The organism is Lysobacter tyrosinilyticus (assembly GCF_054779815.1).
The window spans coordinates 78,365-100,242 of record NZ_BAAGXN010000002.1 but is presented as its reverse complement, the minus strand read 5'-3'; the positions used below and the strand labels follow the sequence as shown (position 1 = coordinate 100,242).

19 protein-coding genes are annotated in these 21,878 nt (G+C 65.2%); 6 read left to right on the top strand and 13 right to left on the bottom strand.

Annotated features, from left to right (window positions below; translation table 11 throughout):
- Positions 1-3: 3 nt before the first annotated feature.
- Together ACYVGK_RS06765 and purH are read right to left on the bottom strand one after the other, a co-directional pair.
- On the bottom strand, positions 4-651 hold the full coding sequence (locus ACYVGK_RS06765; RefSeq protein WP_460732538.1) for a TMEM175 family protein: 648 nt from the start codon (positions 649-651) through the stop codon (positions 4-6).
- Between the two features lie 7 nt (positions 652-658).
- A complete protein-coding gene (gene purH / locus ACYVGK_RS06760) occupies positions 659-2,230 on the bottom strand; it encodes a bifunctional phosphoribosylaminoimidazolecarboxamide formyltransferase/IMP cyclohydrolase (protein WP_460732537.1) in 1,572 nt (523 codons plus the stop codon).
- 233 nt (positions 2,231-2,463) lie between these two features.
- Between purH and ACYVGK_RS06755 the strand changes: the two genes are divergently transcribed.
- From ACYVGK_RS06755 to ACYVGK_RS06745, 3 genes are read left to right on the top strand one after another with little or no spacing between them, the layout of a single operon-like run.
- A complete protein-coding gene (locus tag ACYVGK_RS06755) occupies positions 2,464-4,374 on the top strand; it encodes a TonB-dependent receptor plug domain-containing protein (RefSeq protein ID WP_460732536.1) in 1,911 nt (636 codons plus the stop codon).
- A 56-nt stretch (positions 4,375-4,430) separates the two neighbouring features.
- Complete coding sequence (locus tag ACYVGK_RS06750) at positions 4,431-4,964, top strand: YfiR family protein (protein WP_460732535.1); 534 nt, start codon at positions 4,431-4,433, stop codon at positions 4,962-4,964.
- Positions 4,961-6,505 carry a sensor histidine kinase gene (locus ACYVGK_RS06745; protein WP_460732534.1) on the top strand — a complete coding sequence of 515 codons (1,545 nt, stop codon included), beginning with the start codon at positions 4,961-4,963 and terminating at the stop codon, positions 6,503-6,505. Before ACYVGK_RS06750 ends, ACYVGK_RS06745 begins: the two co-directional genes overlap by 4 nt.
- 83 nt (positions 6,506-6,588) lie before the next feature.
- On the opposite strand, the gene fis is transcribed toward ACYVGK_RS06745, so the two are convergent.
- The 3 genes from fis to prmA all read right to left on the bottom strand — a co-directional run bounded on the left by fis (position 6,589) and on the right by prmA (position 8,682).
- Positions 6,589-6,852, bottom strand: a complete 264-nt coding sequence (gene fis, locus ACYVGK_RS06740; RefSeq protein WP_460732533.1) for a DNA-binding transcriptional regulator Fis — start codon at positions 6,850-6,852, stop codon at positions 6,589-6,591.
- A 121-nt stretch (positions 6,853-6,973) separates the two neighbouring features.
- The gene (locus ACYVGK_RS06735; protein ID WP_460732532.1) at positions 6,974-7,726 is read right to left on the bottom strand and encodes a DUF3426 domain-containing protein; all 753 of its coding nucleotides are present in this window, start codon (positions 7,724-7,726) and stop codon (positions 6,974-6,976) included.
- Between the two features lie 32 nt (positions 7,727-7,758).
- Entirely contained in the window at positions 7,759-8,682 is a 924-nt protein-coding gene (gene prmA / locus ACYVGK_RS06730) for a 50S ribosomal protein L11 methyltransferase (RefSeq protein ID WP_460732531.1), read from the bottom strand.
- A gap of 112 nt (positions 8,683-8,794) precedes the next feature.
- Here prmA and ACYVGK_RS06725 point away from each other — a divergent pair, with 112 nt between their 5' ends.
- Positions 8,795-10,801, top strand: coding sequence for an acyltransferase family protein (locus ACYVGK_RS06725; RefSeq protein ID WP_460732530.1), 2,007 nt, complete (start codon positions 8,795-8,797; stop codon positions 10,799-10,801).
- A 129-nt stretch (positions 10,802-10,930) separates the two neighbouring features.
- Here ACYVGK_RS06725 and accC read toward each other — a convergent pair whose 3' ends face one another.
- From accC to ACYVGK_RS06685, 8 genes are all read right to left on the bottom strand, one after another.
- Entirely contained in the window at positions 10,931-12,298 is a 1,368-nt protein-coding gene (gene accC, locus ACYVGK_RS06720) for an acetyl-CoA carboxylase biotin carboxylase subunit (protein ID WP_460732529.1), read from the bottom strand.
- A gap of 103 nt (positions 12,299-12,401) precedes the next feature.
- The gene (gene accB / locus ACYVGK_RS06715) at positions 12,402-12,872 is read right to left on the bottom strand and encodes an acetyl-CoA carboxylase biotin carboxyl carrier protein (RefSeq protein ID WP_460732528.1); all 471 of its coding nucleotides are present in this window, start codon (positions 12,870-12,872) and stop codon (positions 12,402-12,404) included.
- Between the two features lie 64 nt (positions 12,873-12,936).
- The gene (gene aroQ / locus ACYVGK_RS06710; protein WP_460732527.1) at positions 12,937-13,374 is read right to left on the bottom strand and encodes a type II 3-dehydroquinate dehydratase; all 438 of its coding nucleotides are present in this window, start codon (positions 13,372-13,374) and stop codon (positions 12,937-12,939) included.
- A 156-nt stretch (positions 13,375-13,530) separates the two neighbouring features.
- Positions 13,531-14,133 carry a TlpA family protein disulfide reductase gene (locus tag ACYVGK_RS06705; RefSeq protein WP_460732526.1) on the bottom strand — a complete coding sequence of 201 codons (603 nt, stop codon included), beginning with the start codon at positions 14,131-14,133 and terminating at the stop codon, positions 13,531-13,533.
- On the bottom strand, positions 14,130-16,481 hold the full coding sequence (locus ACYVGK_RS06700; RefSeq protein ID WP_460732525.1) for a protein-disulfide reductase DsbD family protein: 2,352 nt from the start codon (positions 16,479-16,481) through the stop codon (positions 14,130-14,132). The genes ACYVGK_RS06705 and ACYVGK_RS06700 overlap by 4 nt, the downstream gene beginning before the upstream one ends.
- The gene (gene cutA / locus ACYVGK_RS06695; RefSeq protein ID WP_460732524.1) at positions 16,478-16,816 is read right to left on the bottom strand and encodes a divalent-cation tolerance protein CutA; all 339 of its coding nucleotides are present in this window, start codon (positions 16,814-16,816) and stop codon (positions 16,478-16,480) included. The genes ACYVGK_RS06700 and cutA overlap by 4 nt, the downstream gene beginning before the upstream one ends.
- A gap of 155 nt (positions 16,817-16,971) precedes the next feature.
- Positions 16,972-18,723 carry an endonuclease gene (locus tag ACYVGK_RS06690; RefSeq protein WP_460732523.1) on the bottom strand — a complete coding sequence of 584 codons (1,752 nt, stop codon included), beginning with the start codon at positions 18,721-18,723 and terminating at the stop codon, positions 16,972-16,974.
- Between the two features lie 89 nt (positions 18,724-18,812).
- Entirely contained in the window at positions 18,813-19,208 is a 396-nt protein-coding gene (locus ACYVGK_RS06685) for a helix-turn-helix domain-containing protein (RefSeq protein WP_460732522.1), read from the bottom strand.
- Positions 19,209-19,766: 558 nt separating this feature from the next.
- Between ACYVGK_RS06685 and groES the strand changes: the two genes are divergently transcribed.
- The gene (groES, locus tag ACYVGK_RS06680) at positions 19,767-20,054 is read left to right on the top strand and encodes a co-chaperone GroES (protein ID WP_386746458.1); all 288 of its coding nucleotides are present in this window, start codon (positions 19,767-19,769) and stop codon (positions 20,052-20,054) included.
- 58 nt (positions 20,055-20,112) lie between these two features.
- Positions 20,113-21,753, top strand: coding sequence for a chaperonin GroEL (gene groL / locus ACYVGK_RS06675; RefSeq protein WP_460732521.1), 1,641 nt, complete (start codon positions 20,113-20,115; stop codon positions 21,751-21,753).
- The last annotated feature ends 125 nt before the right edge of the window (positions 21,754-21,878 follow it).

The window sequence follows — 21,878 nt, the reverse complement described above, 5'->3', positions numbered from 1 at the left end:
ACGCTACTCCTGAACGGGGGATGGCATGTTCGCGACGCGGCTCAGGCGGCGACGCGACCACAGCAGAATGCCGATACCGGCGACAACGCAGAGACCGGCGACGACCGGTCGATGCGTCATGTACGCATAGGCGCCGGCGACCAGCATCGGTGAGGCGAGTAACTTGAACAGCCACGCGTTCGCGTGCGGCCGATGGGGATGTGGCACGAGCTTGGCGACCAGGGCCACATACGCCCACATCAATGCGATGCAGGCATAGGTCGAGCCGACGGCAGCGAGGTAGACCACCGTGCCGACGCTGGGATCCTCCAGGAATGTGCGTACCGCGATCGGCAGCAACGCCACCAGGCTCAGGAACACCAGGTTGAGCGCAGTGCCGATGCGGTCGATCGAGTCGAGCCGCGACATCACACGCCGGTGCTGCGCCCACGCCCCGCCTACCAGGAGGAAGCCCATGAAATAGACCAGCAACGGTTGCGCCCATGCCTGCCAGAGCGTCTGTCCCGGTTCGTGCTCGGGCTTGATCTCCAACGCGGACAGCGTGATCGCGATGGCGAACACGCCGTCCGACAGCAGGTTCAGGCGCTCCAGATACCGGCGTCCGAGCTCGGCTTCGTGCGTGCGGATCTGGGCAGACGGCGCGTCGTGCATGCAGGCCTCAGTGACGGAAGTGACGGACGCCAGTAAACACCATGGCGATGCCGTGCTCGTCGGCCGCGGCGATGACTTCGGCATCGCGCATCGAACCGCCCGGCTGGATCACTGCCTTGATGCCGGCTTCGGCCGCGGCGTCGATGCCGTCGCGGAACGGGAAGAACGCGTCGGAGGCCATCACCGAACCCGGAACCACCAGGCCGGCGTCGTTCGCCTTGATGCCGGCGATGCGCGCCGAATACACGCGACTCATCTGGCCGGCACCGACGCCGATGGTCTGCTTGTTCTTGGCGTAGACAATCGCGTTGGACTTCACGAACTTGGCCACGCGCCAGGCGAACAGCAGGTCGCCCAGCTGTTCCTCGGTCGGGGCGACCTTGGTGACCACCTTGAGTTCGTCGCGGCCGACTTCGCGGATGTCGGCGGTCTGCATCAGCAGGCCCGAACCGACGCGCTTGATGTCGAAGTTGTTCTTGCCTTCGCCGTGCGGGATGCGCAGCACGCGCACGTTGGCCTTCTTCTTCGCGTAGTCGAGCGCGCCTTCCTCGTAGTCCGGCGCGATCAGCACTTCGACGAACTGGCGGTCGAGGATGGTCTTGGCGGTGGTCGCATCGAGCGTGCGGTTGAAGGCGATGATGCCGCCGAAGGCCGAGGTCGGATCGGTGGCGTAGGCGGCCTCGTAGGTGTCGGCGCAGCTGCTGCCCTCGGCCACGCCGCAGGGATTGGCATGCTTGACGATGACGCAAGCCGGCTGGTCGAACTGACGCACGCATTCCCACGCGGCGTCGGCATCGGCGAGGTTGTTGTATGAGAGTTCCTTGCCCTGCAGCTGGGTGAAGGTCGCCAGCGTGCCCGGCACCGGATACAGGTCGCGGTAGAACGCGCCGTGCTGGTGCGGGTTTTCGCCGTAGCGCAGGTCCATCACCTTGACGAAGTTGCTGTTCTGCTGCGCCGGGAACAGCGCGCGCGCGCCGTCGTCCTGGATCGCGGAGAGGTAGTCGCTGATGCAGGCGTCGTACTGGGCGACGCGGTTGAACGCAGCGACCGAGAGTTTGAAGCGGGTCTGCGCCGACAGCGTGCCGTCGTTCGCATTGAGTTCCTCGACGATGCCGGCGTACTGCGCCGGATCGGTGGCGACGGTGACGCGGGCGAAATTCTTCGCCGCGGAGCGCAGCATCGCGGGGCCGCCGATATCGATGTTCTCGACGATGTCTTCCATCGAGCTGTTCGGATCGGCCGACACCTTCTCGAACGGATACAGGTTGAGCACCAGCAGATCGATCCGGTCGATGCCGTGCTTCGCCATGACTTCATCGTCGGTACCGGCGCGGCCGAGCAGGCCGCCGTGCACGATCGGGTGCAGTGTCTTGACGCGACCGTCCATCATTTCCGGGAAACCGGTGACGTCGCTGACGTCCTTGACCGGCAGGCCGGCCTCGCGGATCGCCTTGGCGGTGCCGCCGGTGGAGAGCAGTTCGACGTTGCGGGCGGCGAGCGCCTTGGCCAATTCGATAAGGCCGGTCTTGTCGGAAACAGAAAGCAGTGCCCGACGGACGGGCAGGCGGTCGGTGGTCATGGGAGGCAAAGCGGGGAGGAAAGACGCGGAATTATACGGGGTCGGGCTACCCCAGCCGGGCCGCATGGTGTCCTGCGATCTGGCGGGAGTACGTTCCCCCGATCAGGTTGTGCGGCGTCCACGACTCGACGTCGTCATAACCCGTCGCAGGGCATTTGACAGGCGTTGGAAACGGTCGTATTGCTGGCGGCGCTTGCCGCAAGCGGGTAAGGGCCTAACGGAAGGGCACCTGTATGGCGGATTGGGGGCATCGGCTGGGAACGGGTTGCTGCGCAGCGCTCTTCGCGCTGGGCGGCGTGACGTCGGCGCTGGCGCAGGAGCCGGACCAGCCCCCCGACACCTTGGCAGACCTCAGCCTGGAAGAGCTGGCCAATATCCAGATCACGTCGGTCTCCAAACGGGCCGAGCGGCTGTCGGATGCGCCGGCTTCGGTGTTCGTGATTACCGCCGACGACATCCGCCGCTCCGGCGTGACCAGCATCCCCGAGGCGCTGCGCCTGGCACCGAACCTCGAAGTGGCGCGCGTCAACGCCAACTCCTACGCGATCAGTTCGCGCGGCTTCAACAATGGCATCGGCAACAAGCTGCAGGTGCTGCTGGATGGCCGCATCCTGTACACGCCGCTGTTCTCCGGCGTGTTCTGGGATACGCCGGACGTGATGCTGGAAGATGTCGAACGCATCGAAGTCCTCAGCGGTCCGGGGGCGACGCTATGGGGCGCGAATGCCGTCAACGGCGTGATCAACATCGTGACGCGTCGCGCATCGGATACGCAGGGCGCGCTCGTCAGCGCGAGCGCCGGCGACCAGGAGCGCAACTACGCGCTGCGCTTCGGTGGCACGGCCGGCAATGCGGCGTATCGGATCTACGGCAAATTCTTCGAGCGCGATGCCACGGCGCGGGCCAGTGGCATCAGTCAGCACGATGACTGGAACCGCGGCGAAGTCGGGTTTCGCGCCGATTGGGGCACCGCCACGGACGGCGTCACCGTGTTGGGCGCGACGTATCGCGGCAACTCCGACACCAGCCTCCCGGGTGATCTGGAAATTTCCGGCGCCAATCTGCAGGGACGCTGGAGCCGCACGCTGACTTCCGGTGGAGCCGCCCAGCTGCAAGCCTATTTGGATCGCAACGACCGCGATATCCCCAATTCGATCCGCCAGCGACTCAAGGTCTACGACATCGAGTTCCAGCACGAAGTCGGCGGCCTGGAGAAAAATGTCCTCGTGTGGGGCGTCAACCATCGTGGCGCCAACGACGAGATCACCAACCGGCCGACGCTGGCGTTCCTGCCTGCTGACCGCGATCTCTACTGGACCAGTGTCTTCGTCCGCGACGAATTCGCGCTGCGCGAGGACCGGCTCAAATTGATCGGCGGCCTGCGGGTCGAGCACAACTCCTATACCGGCACCGAGGTGATGCCGACGCTGCGGCTCACCTGGAAGCCGAGTGCGTCGCAGCTGCTATGGCTCTCCGGTGCGCGTGCGGTGCGCACGCCATCGCGTTTCGACCGCGACTGGTTCGTGCCGGGGCAGCCGCCCTTCCTGCTTGCGGGCGGTCCGGACTTCCGTTCGGAAGTCGCCAATGTGTATTCGGTGGGCTACCGCTCCCAGCCGTCGCCACGATTGTCCTACTCGCTGACGATCTCGCATCACGATTACGACTACCTGCGCAGCTTCGAGCGACGTCCTTCGGGGCAGTTCGTCATCGGCAACGAGATGGAAGGTGAGGCCACCAGCGTCGAAGCCTGGGGCGTTATGCAGTTGACCGAACGCTGGCGGGTCAGCGCGGGCGGCGCGTGGCTGGACCAGAACCTGCGGCTGAAGCTTGGCAGTACTGATCCGCTCGGCCCGCGCGGCGCCGGCAATGATCCCGAGCACCATTGGGTCGTGCGCTCGTCACTGGATCTGCCGGGGCGACTGGAGTTTGATGCCAGTATTCGCCATGTCGCCGAATTGCCCGCCCCGCACGTCCCGGCGTACACCGCGGTCGATGCGCGCCTGGGCTGGCGCCCGAATGACCGGTTCGAACTTTCGCTGACCGGCCAGAACCTGTTCGATGCCAAACACGTAGAGTTCGGCGCCGACGCCACCGCCAGTCAGATCGAGCGCGAATTCCGGGTGGGCATCAAATGGATGTTCTGAGCAATTCCCCACGCCGGCATTGGCTAGAACGCGCGCTCGGTCCGCTGTCGATCGGCGTGCTCGCGCTGCTGCTACTGAGCACAAGGGTGCTGGCGAACGCGGCACCGGTGGAGTTGCAGGCCTCCGAGAACCGGGTGAAGGCCGCCTTCGTCTACAAGTTCGGCGACTACATCGAATGGCCTCCGGAGGCTTTCGGCGCGCCCGACAGCCCGCTGGTGATCGGCGTGGTCGGCGCCGACGCGATGGCCGACGAGTTGGCGCGGATCGCGCAGGGCCACGCCATCGGTGGGCGGAGCGTGGCGGTGAAGAAGCTGCGCTACGGCGATGCGCTCACTGGCCTCCATGTCGTTTTCATTGGGCGTACGGACGCGCGCAACGTGGCCGCCGCCCTCGAAGCAAGCAAGGGCCGGCCGGCCCTGACGATTACCGAGACGGCCGACGGATTGAAGCTCGGCAGTGTGATCAACTTCGTCGTGGTCGCCAACAAAGTGCGTTTCGATGTCGCGTTGCCCCCGGCCGAAGCCAGCCGGTTGAAGATCAGCTCGCGGTTGCTCGCGGTTGCCCGGACTGTCGTGGGGTCCGTGCCGTGAGACTGAACTTCACCGGCTCGCTTCGGCTCAAGTTGATGGGCGTGATCCTGGCGACGACGCTGGTTGCGCTGGTGGTGGCGCTGGTGGCGATCGTTGTCTACGACCTGCGCGCCTTCCACCGCAACTGGACCGCCGACGTCAGCACGCAGGCCCGGTTGTTGGGTAATGCCTCGGCATCTGCCATCGCATTTGATGACGCGAAAGTGGCGGAGGAGAACCTGCAACTGATGCGCGTGCGCCCGCAGGTGCAGGCGGCGGCAATCTACAACGCGCGCGGTAATCTGTTTGCCTCCTACATCCGGCCGGGTGTGCGCGTGCAGCTTCCCAAGCTGCCGGAATCGGAGGGGATGCACATCGAGGGGCGTGGTCTGGTTCTGTACCAGCGCATCGTCAGTGACAACGAGATCCTGGGCACCGTCTATCTGCGCACCGATTACGAGATGCTGCAGCGCGTTAACGATTACGCGGTCATCGGCATCCTGGTGACGATGATCGCGATGCTGGTGGCGCTGCTGATGTCGACCTACCTGCAACGGATCGTCACTCAGCCGATCCTGACCATCGCGCGCATTGCCCGCGAGGTCGTCGAGCAGAAGGATTACTCGCGGCGCGCCGAAAAAATGAGTGGCGACGAAGTCGGCGTGATGGTCGACTCGTTCAACGACATGCTGGCCGAGATCGAACGGCGCACGGGCGCGCTTGAGGTGTCCAACGACGAACTTGGCCGAGAAATCGCCGAGCGCAGCAAGGTGGAGGAAGAGGTGCGTCGGCTCAATGTCGAGCTGGAGGACCGGGTGCGCGAACGAACCGCGCAGCTGGAGGTCGCCAATCGCGAGCTGGAGGCCTTCTCCTTCTCGGTGTCGCACGACCTGCGTGCGCCGCTGCGGCACATCGACGGCTATGCCCATATGCTGCTGGAAGACGCAGCGCAGAAACTGGACGGCGACATGCTCCGTTATGTCGAGACCATCAGCGAAAGCGCGCGGCGGATGGGGATGCTGATCGACGACCTGCTCGCACTCTCGCGGTTCGGCCGCGACCAGGTGCAGCGAACCACGGTCGACATGAAGGCGCTCGCCGACCGTGCCCTGCTCGAAGCCAGCTCCGCGCAGACCGGCGAGGCGCAGGTGCTGATCGGGCCGCTGCCGCCTGCGTATGCCGACCCGCGGCTGCTGCACCAGGTATGGGTGAACCTGTTGTCGAACGCGCTCAAGTACAGCGCCAAGCGCGGCAAGGCGGCGCGGGTCGAGGTCAGCGGCGAATCGCAGGGCGAGATCAATCGCTATCAGGTGCGTGACAACGGCGTCGGCTTCGACATGCGCTATGCGGACAAGCTGTTCGGTGTGTTCCAGCGTCTGCATGCCCGCGACGACTTCGAAGGCACCGGGGTCGGGTTGGCGATCGTGCATCGGATCGTGACCCGCCACGGCGGACGGGTCTGGGCGGATGCCGAACTGGATCGCGGCGCGACCTTCACCATCGAACTGCCCAATCCCAAGCCGGAGAATATCCGCTCGGACGAGGTCGAAGTGGTCGCGTAGCAGCGTAGGCTAGGTTGGCTTCACCAACCCAGCAATCCCGATCTGCAAGCGCTGGGTTGATGGAGCTAACCCAGCCTACTTTCTCAATCCAGGCCGTATTCGCGCAGTTTCTTGCGCAGCGTGGCGCGATGGATGCCGAGCATCGATGCGGCGCGGCTCTGGTTGCCGTCGCAATGATTGAGCACTTCGATGAACAACGGAATCTCGAGTTCGCGCAGCGCGATCTCGTAGAGATTTTCGGTGCCACTGCCATTGAGATCGCCGAGGTAGCGGCGGATCGACGTGGCGACATGGTCGCGTAACGGCGGACGCGGTTTGGAGCTGGTGCGATCGGCTACAGCGTTCAAGGAAGTCCCCCGGTTCATCCGTGCAACGTGCCAGGGGCAGCGCCGACGGGAGGGGGAGTCTAGCGCGGGCTCGTCGCAGGCAACAACAAGAACAGGCGCCCGTTGGGCAAATCGCCGCGGGTTACAGGAAGTCGAAGGTGAACGCCACAACCTGCTGTGCAGGTTCGACCACGTCGAGTTGGATGGTGGCGCTCTGTCCCGGCGCAATGTGACCGAGTTCGCGCTTGCCGCGGTACTCATCCGGCGTAAAGGCGCGCAATCCGACTTGGCGCCCGTCCATGTCGGACAGCGTGAGCAGTACCGTCGGCCACGGCTGCGCCCAACGTGCGTCGTTGCGGAAACTGGCGCTCACGTGCAGCACGCCCCGCGTGCCCGGCTTGGGCTGCACGCTGCGCTGGAGCATGGTGAAGGCGGCCGGTTCGCGCCATGCGGGTACGTCGCAGCGTAGTACCGAACAAATGCCGCTGATCAGCGGGCGCCAGCGCGCACTGGCGGCGAGTTCCTCGCGTTGCGCGAGCACGATCTGCCCGAGCAGCAGAATGCCCAGACCCGCCACGACGAGCCAACTGCGCCAGTGCGTTGCGCGCATCGGCGCGGGCGCGTGGCGGCGCGCGAAGCTAGGCGCGTGGACCCCGCGCTTGCGACGTGGTGCGGGTGGCGCGGGCGCGGGTTCTTCCGCGGCCTCGACGACCGGCGCTTCGCTCACCACCGCTTCGTCGCTTGCGTCGACCAGTGCCGGTTCCGGTTCCGGTTGTGGCGCGGGCAGTGGCTTGGCCAGCTTGGGATCGATCGGGCTGCCGCAGCGCGGGCAGCGCTGGGTCGTGCCGGTTTGCGCGGCGACGAGGAATCCACAATGCGGGCAGGCGACGAACATGCGCCTATTCAAGCATGCCGACGCCGATGCGGTCAGCCGCGGCGACGCGTGCCCGTGACCCGCATCCAGTCTTCGAGCTGCTCGGCGCGCAGATCGTCGAAGTCGGCGGCATAGCGCGCGATGACTTCGCCTTCCTGCCCGGCGAGGATGCCGGACATGGCCAGGCGGCCGCCGGGCGCGACGCGCGAGGTGAGCGTGTCGGCAAGCGCGATCAGCGCGGATGCGAGGATGTTGGCGACGACGACCGGGTATGTCGCAACGGGTTCGTTGTCGGGCAGGAACACGTCTAGCCGGTCGGCGACTTCATTGCGCTCGGCGTTGTCGTGCGTGGCGATCAGCGCCTGCGGGTCGTTGTCGACGCCGACTGCGCGCATGGCGCCCAGCTTCAACGCGGCCAGCGCGAGGATGCCGCTGCCGCAGCCGAAATCGAGCACGCGCTGGCCCTGCAGCGCGCCGTCGTTTGCGAGGCCGTCGAGCCACTGCAGGCACAACGCGGTGGTGGGATGCGTGCCGGAGCCGAAGGCCAGGCCCGGGTCCAGGCGCACGATCGCGGCATCGTCGCGCTGTGCGGCTTCGGGCAGCTCACTGTTCCACGGCACGATCCAGGTGCGTTCGCCGAACTGCAGCGGCACGTACTGGTCCATCCAGGCGCGCTCCCAATCCTGGTCGTCGACCTTGCGGAAACGCGCCTGGGTCCAGTCGAGTTCGTCGTCGAAGGCTTCCAGGGCGGCGAGCAGGATCAGTCCGTCGGTGTCGTCGGGAAACAGCGCGGTGAGGATCAACTCGCCCCACAGCGGCTGTTCGCCGACGCCCGGTTCGAAGATCGCCTGCTCGTCGGGCGCGTCCGCGTGCGCATCGGCGAGGGTGACCGCGAGTGCGCCGACGTCTTCCAGGGCGCGCTCGTAGCGCGGTTGCTGGGCTTCGGTGCAGGGCAGGGTGAGTTCGAGGAAGGGCATGGGCGCGGTAGGTGCAGAGGCCTTCGCCTCATTATCGATTGGCGACGCCGTCGCCACGGGTCGGGCGCGCATTGTGCTACAAGAACCGCAGTCCGGTCGGGAATCACGATACATGCAGGGTTTGCCCTTGACTCCCGCTGCCCGGGCCGAGGGTCGCTTCCGTCCGGATATCAACGGCCTCAGGGCATGGGCCGTCCTTTCAGTGATCTTCTACCACTTCGCCATTCCCGGGTTTGCGGGCGGATTTGTCGGTGTGGACGTGTTCCTGGTGATCTCCGGGTTCCTGATGACGGGAATCATCATTTCCGGCCTGGAAGACGGTCGCTTTTCCTTTGCCGGCTTCGTGGCCGCGCGTGCCCGGCGCATCGTCCCGGCGCTCGCGGTGTTATGCACGGTGTTGTTCGCAACGGGATGGCTGGTCCTGAGCGCTCCTGAGTATCTGGCGCTGTCCACCCAAATCCTGTCGAGCCTGCTGTTCGTTTCCAACTTCCAGTTTTGGAGCCAGTCGGGCTATTTCGATGCAGCCGCCCACGACAAGTGGCTGCTGCATACCTGGTCGCTGTCGGTGGAGTGGCAGTTCTATCTCGTGCTGCCCGTCCTGGTCGTGGCGTTTTGGCGGATTCGCCCCGGTGCCCGGGCAGCAACGGTTTGGTTGGCGTTGTGGGCCTTGCTCTCGTTGGGGATCTGTCAGGCCGCGACTTCACTGGATGCTTCCGCAGCGTTCTATCTGCTCCCGTCTCGCGCCTGGGAGTTGCTGTTGGGGGGGCTCGTGTACCTGCTGCAACGCGGGCGTCCGATACGGGCGTCCGTTTCGCGCCCGCTTGAAGTGATCGGGTTCCTCTTGATCGCGGGCTCTATCATCGGGTTGGATGCAGCGGTGCGGTGGCCAGGGTGGTTGGCGCTTGCCCCCGTCGTGGGAACGGCCTGCGTGATCTCAGCGGCCAGAGGGGATTCGGCATTGTCTGGGCCGCGATTCTTGCAGTGGATCGGTGATCGATCGTATTCCCTGTATTTGTGGCATTGGCCGATTGTCGTCGCGCTTTCCTTTCTCGAAAGGCGTGAGGACTGGGGTTGGCTCGTGGCTGGGCTGGTTGGTACGGGACTCCTTGCGCAATTGAGCTACCGCTACATCGAGGAGCCATTCCGGCGCTCGAAGGCCGTGGGATTGCGCAACTGGAAGACGGTGGTGATTACTGGCCTGGCTCTGGTCCCTCTCGGAGGCGGCCTGATGGTTATAGGCGGTCGCGGCATTCCCGGCCGGATTCCGCCATCGGCCGACTACGCCGCCCGAGAGGCGTCGAATCGATATCCAAAGCCGACCAAGTGCTTTGCATCCAGCGGCAATCCGGGCAGCTGGTGTCTGTACGGTTCCGACGACGTCGCCGCGATACTCGTCGGCGACAGTCACGCAGATGCCGTGGCGACCGCCGTGGCGGCGGCTTCAAAGGGACGCGGCGTATACGTGTGGAGCTTTTCGGCGTGCCCCACGCTTTTTGGTGCTCACCGCGTTCCGGGAATGCTGCGCAGCGGCGCCGAGTGCCCGGCATTCAACGCATGGGTCGAGCGCACGGCGGAAGAGATGCCTTCGCGCGTGCCCATGATTCTCCTCAGCCGCACCAGCATCTATGCGCTGGGTCCCACCGAACACTGGGATGCCCCCACGGGCAGGCCGCTGGTCTATTACGACAAGGTGCGAACGCAGCCGGACGCCGCATTCCGCCGAGCCTTTTCCGAAGACATCATCGCTTCGGCTTGCCGGCTCGCAAGGCACCACCCGGTGTATCTCGTCGGCCCAATTCCCGAGATGGGTGTGGACGTTCCAAAGGCGACGTCGAGAGCTATTGCATTCGGCATCCACGACTTTCCTTCCATCACGCTGCGCGCATACCACCAGCGCCATGACCTCGCCCGCAATGCAATGCAGGCGGCATGGGGGCGGTGCGGAGTTCGTTTCCTGGATCCGGTGCCGCTCCTGTGCACAGGGGAACGCTGCAGCGGCACCCAAGGCGCCCGTCCGCTCTACTACGACGACGATCATCTCAGCGAGTACGGTAACCGGCGCCTCGTTCCAATGTTCTCGTCGGTATTCGCTGAGGAGGACTCAGCCGCATCGCACTGACGGCATGCACTGCGCGAGGGGCCGGTGGCCGCCGGGCCTGGTCTCGCTTCCATGCATCGCATGGTTACGAGGCCCGCCAGAAAAAACCCGCCTCGGCAGGCGGGTTCTATCCAGGAAACGAAGCCAGGCTCACGCCATCGAAATCGATTTTTCCTTCTGTTCCTTCAGCCGCTTCTCGAGGTAGTGGATGTTCTGGCCACCCTGTTGGAAGCCGATGTCGGCGAGGATGCGCTGCTGCAGCGGGATGTTGGTCTTGATGCCATCCACGACCATCTCGCTCAGCGCCACGCGCATGCGCGCGATCGCGGTTTCGCGATCCGGGCCGTGCACGATCAGTTTGCCGATCATCGAGTCGTAGTTCGGCGGCACGCGATAGCCTTCGTAGATGTGGCTGTCGACACGCACACCGGGGCCGCCCGGGGCGTGGAAATGCTGGATCAGGCCCGGGCACGGCATGAAGGTTTCGGGATCTTCCGCGTTGATGCGGCATTCGATCGCGTGGCCTTCGAGGACGATGTCTTCCTGCTTCAGCGTCAGCTTGTGACCGGCGGCGATCATCAGCTGTTCCTTCACCAGGTCGATGCCGGTGACCATTTCGGTGACCGGATGTTCCACCTGGATGCGGGTGTTCATTTCGATGAAGTAGAAACGGCCGTTCTCGTACAGGAACTCGAACGTGCCGGCGCCGCGATAGCCGATGCGCTTGCAGGCCTCGACACAGACCTTGCCGATTTCCGCGCGCTGTTCGAGCGTGATGCCCGGTGCCGGCGCTTCTTCCACGACCTTCTGGTGACGGCGCTGCATCGAGCAGTCGCGTTCGCCCAGGTGGATCGCGTTGCCCTGGCCGTCGGCGAGCACCTGGATCTCCACGTGGCGTGGGTTTTCCAGGAACTTCTCCATATAGACCATGTCATTGCCGAACGCGGCCTTGGCTTCGGTCTTGGTGGTCAGGATCGCGGCATTGAGATGCGCTTCGGTATGCACGACACGCATGCCGCGGCCACCGCCGCCACCGGCGGCCTTCACGATCACCGGATAGCCGATCTCGCGAGCGATCTTGATGTTGGTCGCCGCGTCGTCGCCGAGCGGACCGCCCGAGCCGGGCACGCAGGGCACGCCGGCGGCCTTCATTGCGCGGATCGCTTCGACCTTGTCGCCCATCAGACGGATGGTGTCGGCCTTGGGGCCGATGAAGATGAAGCCGCTCTCTTCGACGCGTTCGGCGAAATCGGCGTTCTCGGAGAGGAAGCCGTATCCGGGATGGATCGCCTGGGCGTCGGTGACTTCGGCCGCGGCGATGATCTGCGCCATGTTGAGGTAGCTGCCGGTGGACGGCGCGGGGCCGATGCACACCGATTCGTCGGCCATGGCGACGTGCTTGAGGTTGCGGTCGACGGTGGAATGCACCGCGACCGTGCGGATGCCCAGCGCGTGGCACGCGCGCAGGATGCGCAGCGCGATTTCGCCACGGTTGGCGATTACGACTTTATCTAGCATGGGTCAGTTCCAAAGGGGCTGAGGCGCCTGTGAGATCCGGCCCACCGGCCGCGCGGCCGGTGGGCGTTCGCGGGCCCGCGGCATGCCGCGGGAAAGCTCCCGCTCACCCAATAACGAACAGAGGCTGGTCGAATTCGATCGGCTGGCCGCTCTCGACGAGCACCTTGACGACGGTGCCGGCGACGTCGGCTTCGATCGGGTTGAACATCTTCATCGCTTCGATGATGCCCAGCGTCTCGCCCTGCTTGACCGACTGCCCCTGGGTCACGAAGGGCGGCTTGTCCGGAGCGGGCGAGGCATAGAAGGTGCCGACCATCGGCGCGCGCACGACGTGGCCCGGCGGCAGGTCGCTCGGCTTGGGCGTGCCACCGCTGGCGGCTTCGGTCGGGCCCTGCATCGGCATCACCGGTGCGGCCACTACGGGGGCAGCCTGCATGACCGGCGCGGCCATGGCGAAGCCGGCCTTCGGGGCGCGCGCCAGGCGAACGGACTCTTCGCCTTCCTTGATTTCGATTTCGGCGAGGTTGGACTCTTCGAGCAGGTCGATGAGTTTCTTGATCTTGCGCAGGTCCATCGTGGGCCTCTGTAGTTCTGAAAAGGAAAAGGGAAATCAGGCAAGCCGCGCGAGCGGCGTCAGATCATTCCAGCCGCGCAAGCGCGGCTTCGAGCGCATAGCGATAACTGTCGGCGCCGAAGCCAGCGACCACGCCTACGGCGAGATCGCTGAAATAACTGGTGTGTCGGAATGGCTCGCGGGTATGCGGGTTGGACAAATGCACTTCGATGAAAGGAATCGCCACTGCTGCCAGCGCATCGCGGATCGCGACGCTGGTATGGGTGAAGGCCGCCGGGTTGATCAGGATGAAGCGCGTACCGTCGGTACGGGCTGCCTGGATCCGGTCGACCAGTTCATGCTCGGCGTTGCTTTGCAGGCTCTCGAATTGGTGGCCGGCCGTGTGCGCGCGGGATTCCAGGTCGCCATCGATCTGATCGAGCGTGGCGTGGCCGTAGATCCCCGGCTCGCGCGTACCGAGCAGGTTGAGGTTGGGACCGTGCAGGACCAGCAGCTTTGCCATGGGAATCAGCGGGGCCCGCCTCTCGAAGGCCGCGAGTGTGGCCCATGCCGTCCGAGCTGTCCAGACGTTCGCTACCGTATCGGCGAAGTTGTCGGGAGTTAAGCAGTTGTTGGAGTGGTCACTCTAGAACGGAGACGGGGTTATCGTTTCCGGGCCTCAAGGCCTTGTCCAGCTGTCAATTTCCGCAGGCGCGAAGGGGCCGATCTTCTGTTTTAGTACGCGGCCATCGGCGTCGAGCAGCACCGAATACGGCAGGACGCCCTTGGGATTGCCCAGGCGAACCCCGGCGTCGCGGGGGCCGGGGGCATCGATCAGGACGGGGTAGGCCACGGGAACGCGCTGGAGGAAGGCCTCGACCGCCGCGGGATCATCCAGTGCGATGCCGACCACTTGCGTGCCGTTCGCGTCCTGTGTCCTGGCGAAACGGTCCAGTTCCGGCATCTCCTTGATGCAGGGGCCGCACCAGCTGGCCCAGATGTTCACCAGGACCGGCCGGCCGGCGTAGGCCTGGGGCAGTTCCACCGGCTGGTGGTGCAGATCGGGCAGGGTGAAGCTAGGCACGATCGCGCCACGTTCGGCGATTTTCAGGTCCGCCGGTGGCTTGGGTGCCGAAGCCGACATGGCTTCCTGCAGTGCACGCTGCCCGACTTCGGTGCGCAGCAGCGGACCCGGGCCCGCCTGCCACAGGCCCACCGCGGCCCCCAGGGTGCCGGCGGCCACCGCGACCAGCAGCAGCTTGGTGGTCGGGCCCAGCTTCATCGGGCGGCTTCGGCCAAGGCTTCGCGCACCGAGTCGCCGGTGAGAACCACCGGCAGCACGCGGCCTTCGCCGCCATTGCGCGGGAACACCACATACAGCGGCACGCCCACGGCTTTGTAGCGCTGCAGGAAGGCCGTGAGCGCGGGATCGACATCGGTCCAGTCGCCGACCATGTAGACGGCATTGGCCTGCGTCATTGCCTCGCGGAAGCCGTCGGTGCGGAACACCGCGCGCTCGTTGGCCTTGCAGGTGACGCACCAGTCGGCGGTCATGTTGACGAAGACGACGCGGCCAGAGGCGCGCAGGTCCGCGAGGCGCTGCTCCGAGAACGGCACCGGGGTGATGCCTTCGCTGGGCGCGGCGAGAGTCGCAGTCGCGGACGGGCGGGGCAGCGTGTGGATCACGCGCAGCGGCCAGATGAGGGCGAGCGCAGCCAATGTGGCGGCAACCATCGCCCAGCGGTGGCCCGTCGTGCGCGCGCGCGTCCAGGCCCATGCCGCGAAGGCGAGCAGGACTGCGGCAAACATCCACCAGCCCATCGCGTCAGCACCGCGCTGGCGCGCCAGTACCCACGCCAACCACGCAGCGGTGAGATACAGCGGGAAGGCGAGCGCCTGCTTGAAGGTCTCCATCCACGCGCCTGGCCGCGGCAGCCGATGCGCCAGCGCCGGCACGAAGCCGATCACCAGGAACGGCAACGCCAGTCCCAGGCCCAGCACCAGGAATACCAGCAGCGCGATCGCCGTCGGCGCGGTAAATGCCCACGCCAGCGCGGCGCCCATGAACGGCGCGGTGCACGGTGTCGCCACCACTACCGCGAGTACGCCGGTGAAGAAATCGCCCAGCGGTCCCGATTTCGTCGTGAGCGCGTGGCCCATGCCGGTCCAGCGACCGCCCACATGCCACACGCCCGACATGCTCAGGCCCAGACCGAACATCAGCAGGGCCAGCATCGCCACCACCACAGGCTGCTGCAGCTGGAAGCCCCAGCCCAGCGCGAGCCCGGTCCGGCGCAGCGCCAGCGCGAGCCCGCCGAGCAGCACGAAGCTCAGCACCACGCCGGCGGTGTACCAGAGCGCGTGCTTGCGCGCGCGCGCCGGATCCTCGCCATTGCCGGCGAGCGACAGCGCCTTGAGCGACAGTACCGGCAGCACGCAGGGCATCAGGTTGAGCACCAGGCCGCCAAGCAGGGCGAGCAGCAACGCGGTGAAGAGGTTGAGGTTGGATCCGCGCGTGGCGATATCGGGAGCGGTAGAAGCAGAGGGCGAGACACTGGGCGGCGCGATGTCGGACGCCGTGGCTTCAGGTGGTGCGCTCGCATTCGGCGACGACGTCGCGCCCGTCACGTTCGTAGCCGCTTCCTCATGCGCAGCGGCGGGCGTAATCGCGCCCGCGGGAACATCCAGTGCCACCGATCGCGTCATCGGCGGGTAGCAGATGCCGTCGGTCTGGCAGCCCTGGAAGGTGGCGGTCAGAGTGAGCTTGCCTGCATCGGCGCGCGTGCGCTGCAGTGGCATCGGCACGTCGATCTGATCGAAGAACACGACGACGTTGCCGAAGTGCTCGTCGCGATGCGCGGTTCCGCGCGGCCATTTCGGTTTGCCCAACGTAATGCCGGCCTTGGCCGCGGCGGCGTCGAGCTTGAACGAGGTCTTGTCGCGATACAGGTAATAGCCGCGCGCCGGCGTGAAACGCAGCAGCAGCGTGTTGCCGTCGCCGACAATCGCTTCGAAGTTGAACGCTTGTTCCGCCGGTAGCGGCGCGGCATCGACCGCACCTGCGTCGGCGCCCGCATTGCCCAGCAATCCGCCGCCCAATGGCACGCCCGAGGTGCGGGCGCTACTGCGGCCGAATGTCACCAGCGGTTCGTCGTTTGTCGCGGCAGCCGCGGGCAGCGCGACGGTGACGCTGCGCGTCTGCGGCGGGTAGCAGATGCCTGCGTCCGCGCAGCCTTGATACCGGACCTTGAGGGTCGTGGTGGCGGCCCGCGCTTCGCCCGGCACGATCACTGTCAGCGCATCGCGATAGGTCTCGACGTGGCCGAAGTACTCGTCCTGGTGCGCCTCGCCTGCCGGAATCTGCAAGGCCTGCGCCGTGAAGCCGGCATCGGCCTGCACTTTGAGCTGGTGGCGATAGAGATAGCAGCCCGGCGCGATCTTCCAATGCAGCGCGATGCGATCCGGTGCGGTCGCCTGCGCGTCGAGCACGAAGGCCTGTTCGACCGGCAACAGGTTGTCGCGATCGTTGCACGACGGTGCGGCGGCGCGGGCCGGCGACATGCCAGCCCACAGCAGCAGGGAGGCGAGCGCGAGGAAGGCACGCGGGGCGCGCGAAGCAGAAAGGCTCATTCGGACCTGTCGGAAGCGGAAGAGGTGGTTTCCGTCGCCACCCAGTCGAGATAGGCGGGCAGGCCGGCGCGGACTTCGACCGCGATGAGTTCGGGCAGTTCGTACGGATGCAGGACGCGCAGCCGGGCGGTCATGGCGTCCAGACGATCGGCGGTGGTCTTGATCAGCAGCAGTACTTCGTCCGCCTGTTCGACCGCGCCCTGCCAGCGATAAGTCGACTGCACGCCGGGCAGGCGATTGACGCACGCCGCCAACCGCTCCGCGACCAGGGCGCGAGCGATCCGGTCGGCGCTGGCCGTGTCGGGGCAGGTGCAATAGGCGAGCAGGACGGACATCCCGCGATTGTAGCGGCCCGCCACAAACTCAAAGCTCCGGCACAGCTGATGCCGCACCCGCGGCTGACAATCGCCGGTTGCGGGCTTCACCCATGCAGGCAAATGGAAAAGCCCGGGTCGCCCCGGGCTTTTTCGTCACTTTGCTTTGGCCAAACTTAGTTCAACTGGCAGCTTGCCGGCTGGGTCGAGGTGAACAGCGTCTGGGTCGCCCACTCCGGATGATCGATGAAGGGGTTGCGATTGCCCTGGAAGCTGTAGATGACCTCGTTGCGCGCGCGTTCGCCCGCATCCGGCGGATCGGCCTGGTGCCAGGCCAGCAGCGTCGACATCAGTCCCATGTATGCCGGCGACGCCGAGGTGATGACGATCTTGCTGCGGTCGTCGGTGAGTTCGAGGTCGGGCTCGCTCTGGCCATTCTGGTCGACACCGCCTTCGTAGCGGATCGCCATGTACATCACCGCGCGTGCGATATCGCCCTTCCGATGCCCCCACGCTTCGAACGAACCGGCATTGCCATCGGGACCCTTCACCCAGTTGGAATTGCCCGGATAGACGCCGCTGCCGCCGCCGAAGCCGTTGTTCGCCTCGGTGACGCGTTCGCCGCAGCCGCTGGCGAGCGTGCAGTTGGCGTACGGCTTGTTGCCGCGATCGGCATTCCAGGTCGCATCGCTCAGATACAACATGTGTGTATCGGTGTAGGGCGAGTACGGCAGACCCTTGTCACCGGTCGGAGTGCCGAAGCCGAGCGAGTTCGGCCAGGTGTGCTCGCGGTTGTAGGTCAGGCCGGTGCCCGTGCCGGAGCGTTCGCTGACCTTGACGTAGCTGCGGTTGCGATAGACGTCGAGGATGCGACCAGCGGCATTGGGATCCTCATCGGCGATTTCGAGGATGCTCCAGGTGTTGGTCGTGCCACCGCTGTAGGGATACGCCGTGTGGTTCTTGATCGTCTCGTGCAGCGAGCAGCGCAGCTGGCTGGCGCTGCTGGCGTTGACGTGCGCGTAGTAGCCGGTGCCACCGCTTGCGGCGATCGTGAACCCAGTCACCGTGTTCTGCGCCAGCTTCGCGCCGCCGCTATCGGTGACCTTGGTGGCATCGATGGTGAACGTGCACGACTCGCCGCCCATCAGCGTCTTGCCGGTGGTGATGGTGAAGCTGGTGCCGGTCGCGGGATAGGTCAGCGGCACGCTGCCCGACTGCGTGCACTGCAGCGCGAAGGCGCCGCTGGACAGGGTCACCGCTTCGCTGAAGGTCGCGGCCAGATCCGTGGCTGCCGCAACGCCGGTGGCGCCATCGGCAGGCGAGGTCGATACGACGGTGGGCGGTGGATTCGGCGCGGGGAACGTCTGCGCGTTATTGCACGCGCCGAAGGTCTGCGTGGCCGAGCTGCGCCAGGTGAAGTTCGCATAGCCGCTGCCAGTGCCACCGAGCTGCAGCGAGGTGTTGCTGGGCGACTCGTCCTCCGACACCGGCAGGTTGGTGCTGGTGCGGCCGGCGGCCGGACCGTTGGAGCCGGTCACCGTGCCTTCGTAGCTGAGGAACTGCACGACCTGACCGCTGCCGTTGACCAGCGCGATCGCGTCTGGCGCGCCGTTCTGGATGCCATTGGCGGCATAGCTGAGCGTCGCGATGCGCACGCTGCCGCCGCAGGTCACGTTGCTGCCGGCGGGTAGCAGATCGTTGTCGTAATACGTCGCGGCCGACGGCGTGGCGCCGTTGTACAGATAGATGCGATAAGTGCCGAGACTTTCGCCGGCAGTGGCGACGACTTCGATGCGTTCGCCGGTGTCGCTGCCGGTGTTGTCGTAATGGATCTCGTTGATGAAGACCTCGGCCGATGCGGCCAGAGGCATGAGTGCGATGGCAGTGCAAAGCAGGTGGCGTGCGGCGCCACGGACGGCAACAGGCATGTGGAACTCCCTCCCTTGGAAGCCCGCGACTCTAGCGAGCCTCCATGACAGAGAGCATGCGGCGGCGCCGCATCAGCGCCGCTTGCGGCTCAACGCGCGCTGCCGATCTTGCGGCCGGTACGCAGCGAGGCGAGTTGCTCGACGACTTCCACCAATGGGGCACGCGAGCGGGTGGGCGCGTCGCGGAAGGCCAGGATCAGGCGCAGCTCGATCGGGTCTTCGATCAACAAGGCTTCGGCGGCAGCGACCGAATCCAGGGCGGTATCGCTGGACAGATTCATCTTGCCGCGACCGGTGGCCAGCCATTCGAACTGCACGCCGCAGGCCAACGCGACTTCTCGCATGTGCGTCACGCTGGGGTGCTTATCGTTGTTCGTCTCCCAATGGCTGACGGCGCTGCGTTGCACGCCGATCGCGCTGGCAAGGGCGGCCTGGGAGAGTCCGGCCTGGCGGCGGGCCAGGCGAATACGCTGCTGAGGGGTCATCGCAAGTCTTCCATGGTGGCGAAAACAACCGGATGTTACCGCTAGTCACGTCGATATCAAAAGCCACCATCGGATGTTCACCTATGGTGCCGCAAAACAAAACTAAACCAAGTTAAATCAGTTGTTTAAGGTGAAATTGCGGTCGCTTTTGCTACCAGTGTTCACTAGCTGAGGCCGATTTCATGCTGGACAAGGGGCAGCGACGGGAACAAATTGGCCCCGTCCGGCAAGGAACGCCGGCGTCGACAAGAGGTCAGGTACGGAGACGCGGCGCTGGACTGCGCCAAGCTGAGGACGGCCATCTCCAAACCGGAAAGAGCGCGAACCCCTGTCCGCGCTCTTTCTTTTTTAAGTCCGAACCGTCCCCCCGTTCGGACTTTTTTCTTTTCTGGGCCTGGTCGACGCCGGCCCCTTGAAACCCCCTCGATCCGGCCCCAACTGCTGCCCATCCCGGCGCTGTCGGGTCTTTCTACGCCCAGGATCTGGCACTCGTCGCAGGCGACTGCTAAGTCCAAGGGTTCTTTCCCCACTCATTCAATCACTTACGTGAGGGTTGCCATGAACATCAAGCCGCTGTTCGACCGCGTGGTCATCAAGCGCATGGAAGAAGAGAAGCTGTCCGCGGGCGGCATCGTGATCCCGGACTCGGCCACCGAGAAGCCGATCAAGGGTGAAGTCGTCGCCGTCGGCGACGGCAAGGTCTTCGATAACGGCAACGTCCGCGCGCCGAAGGTCAAGGTCGGTGACAAGGTCCTGTTCGGCAAGTACAGCGGCACCGAAGTGAAGCTCGACGGCACCGAATACCTGGTGGTCAAGGAAGACGACATCTTCGCGGTCATCGCCTGATCGCGCGTCGCTTCCCAATTTTCTTTTTTCTTCTGAATTCTTTTTGAGGTAATCCGCAATGGCTGCCAAGGAAATTCGTTTCGGTGAGGACGCGCGCACCAAGATGCTGCGCGGCGTGAATGTGCTCGCCAATGCCGTCAAGGCCACCCTCGGTCCGAAGGGCCGCAACGTCGTGCTCGAGAAGAGCTACGGCGCTCCCACCATCACCAAGGACGGCGTGTCCGTCGCCAAGGAAATCGAGCTGTCCGACAAGTTCGAGAACATGGGCGCGCAGATGGTGAAGGAAGTCGCTTCCAAGACCTCCGACAACGCCGGTGACGGCACCACCACCGCCACCGTGCTGGCGCAGGCGCTGATCCGCGAAGGCATGAAGGCGGTCGCCGCCGGCATGAACCCGATGGACCTCAAGCGCGGCATCGACAAGGCCGTGCACAGCGCCGTCGACGAGCTGAAGAAGCTCTCCAAGCCGTCGTCCACCAACAAGGAAATCGCCCAGGTCGGCACCATCTCCGCGAACAGCGACGCCAACATCGGCGACCTGATCGCCCAGGCGATGGACAAGGTCGGCAAGGAAGGCGTGATCACCGTTGAAGACGGTTCGGGCCTGGAAAACGAACTCGACGTCGTCGAGGGCATGCAGTTCGACCGCGGCTACCTGTCGCCGTACTTCATCAACAACCAGCAGTCGATGCAGGCCGAACTGGATGATCCGTTCATCCTGCTGCACGACAAGAAGATCTCGAACGTGCGCGAACTGCTGCCGGTGCTCGAAGGCGTCGCCAAGGCTGGCAAGCCGCTGCTGATCGTCGCCGAAGAAGTGGAAGGCGAAGCCCTCGCCACCCTCGTGGTCAACACCATCCGCGGCATCGTCAAGGTCTGCGCCGTCAAGGCTCCGGGCTTCGGTGACCGTCGCAAGGCGATGCTGGAAGACATGGCCGTCCTCACCGGCGGCACCGTGATCTCCGAAGAAGTCGGTCTGCAACTCGAGAAGGCCACGATCAAGGATCTCGGCCGCGCCAAGAAGATCCAGGTCTCGAAGGAAAACACCACCATCATCGACGGCGCCGGCGAACACACCGGTATCGAAGCCCGCATCAAGCAGATCAAGGCGCAGATCGAAGAAACCTCTTCGGACTACGATCGCGAGAAGCTGCAGGAGCGCGTGGCCAAGCTGGCCGGCGGCGTGGCCGTCATCAAGGTCGGTGCCGCTACCGAAGTCGAGATGAAGGAAAAGAAGGCTCGCGTCGAAGACGCGCTGCACGCCACCCGCGCTGCCGTTGAAGAAGGCATCGTCCCGGGCGGCGGCGTCGCACTGCTGCGCGCCAAGGCCGCCATCATCGGCCTGAAGGGCATCAACGAAGACCAGAATCACGGCATCGCGATCGCGCTGCGTGCAATGGAAGCCCCGCTGCGCGAAATCGTCACCAACGCCGGCGAAGAGCCGTCGGTCATCCTCAATAAGGTGATCGAAGGCAAGGGTGCGTTCGGCTACAACGCCGCCACCGGCGAATACGTCGACATGATCGAAGCCGGCATCCTCGACCCGACCAAGGTCACCCGCACCGCGCTGCAGAACGCGGCCTCGATCGCCGGTCTGATGATCACGACCGAAGCGATGGTCGCCGAGCTGCCGAAGAAGGACGAACCGGCGATGCCGGGCGCCGGCGGCATGGGCGGCATGGGCGGCATGGACTTCTAAGTTGCCGTTATCCGTGCGGCTTGTGCCGCCGGATAACTCGCCGTGTTGGAGCCATCGTCAAGCGGCGGCTCAACACGGCGGAGTCCGAATCGGGAAAAGCCCTGCAGCAATGCAGGGCTTTTTTT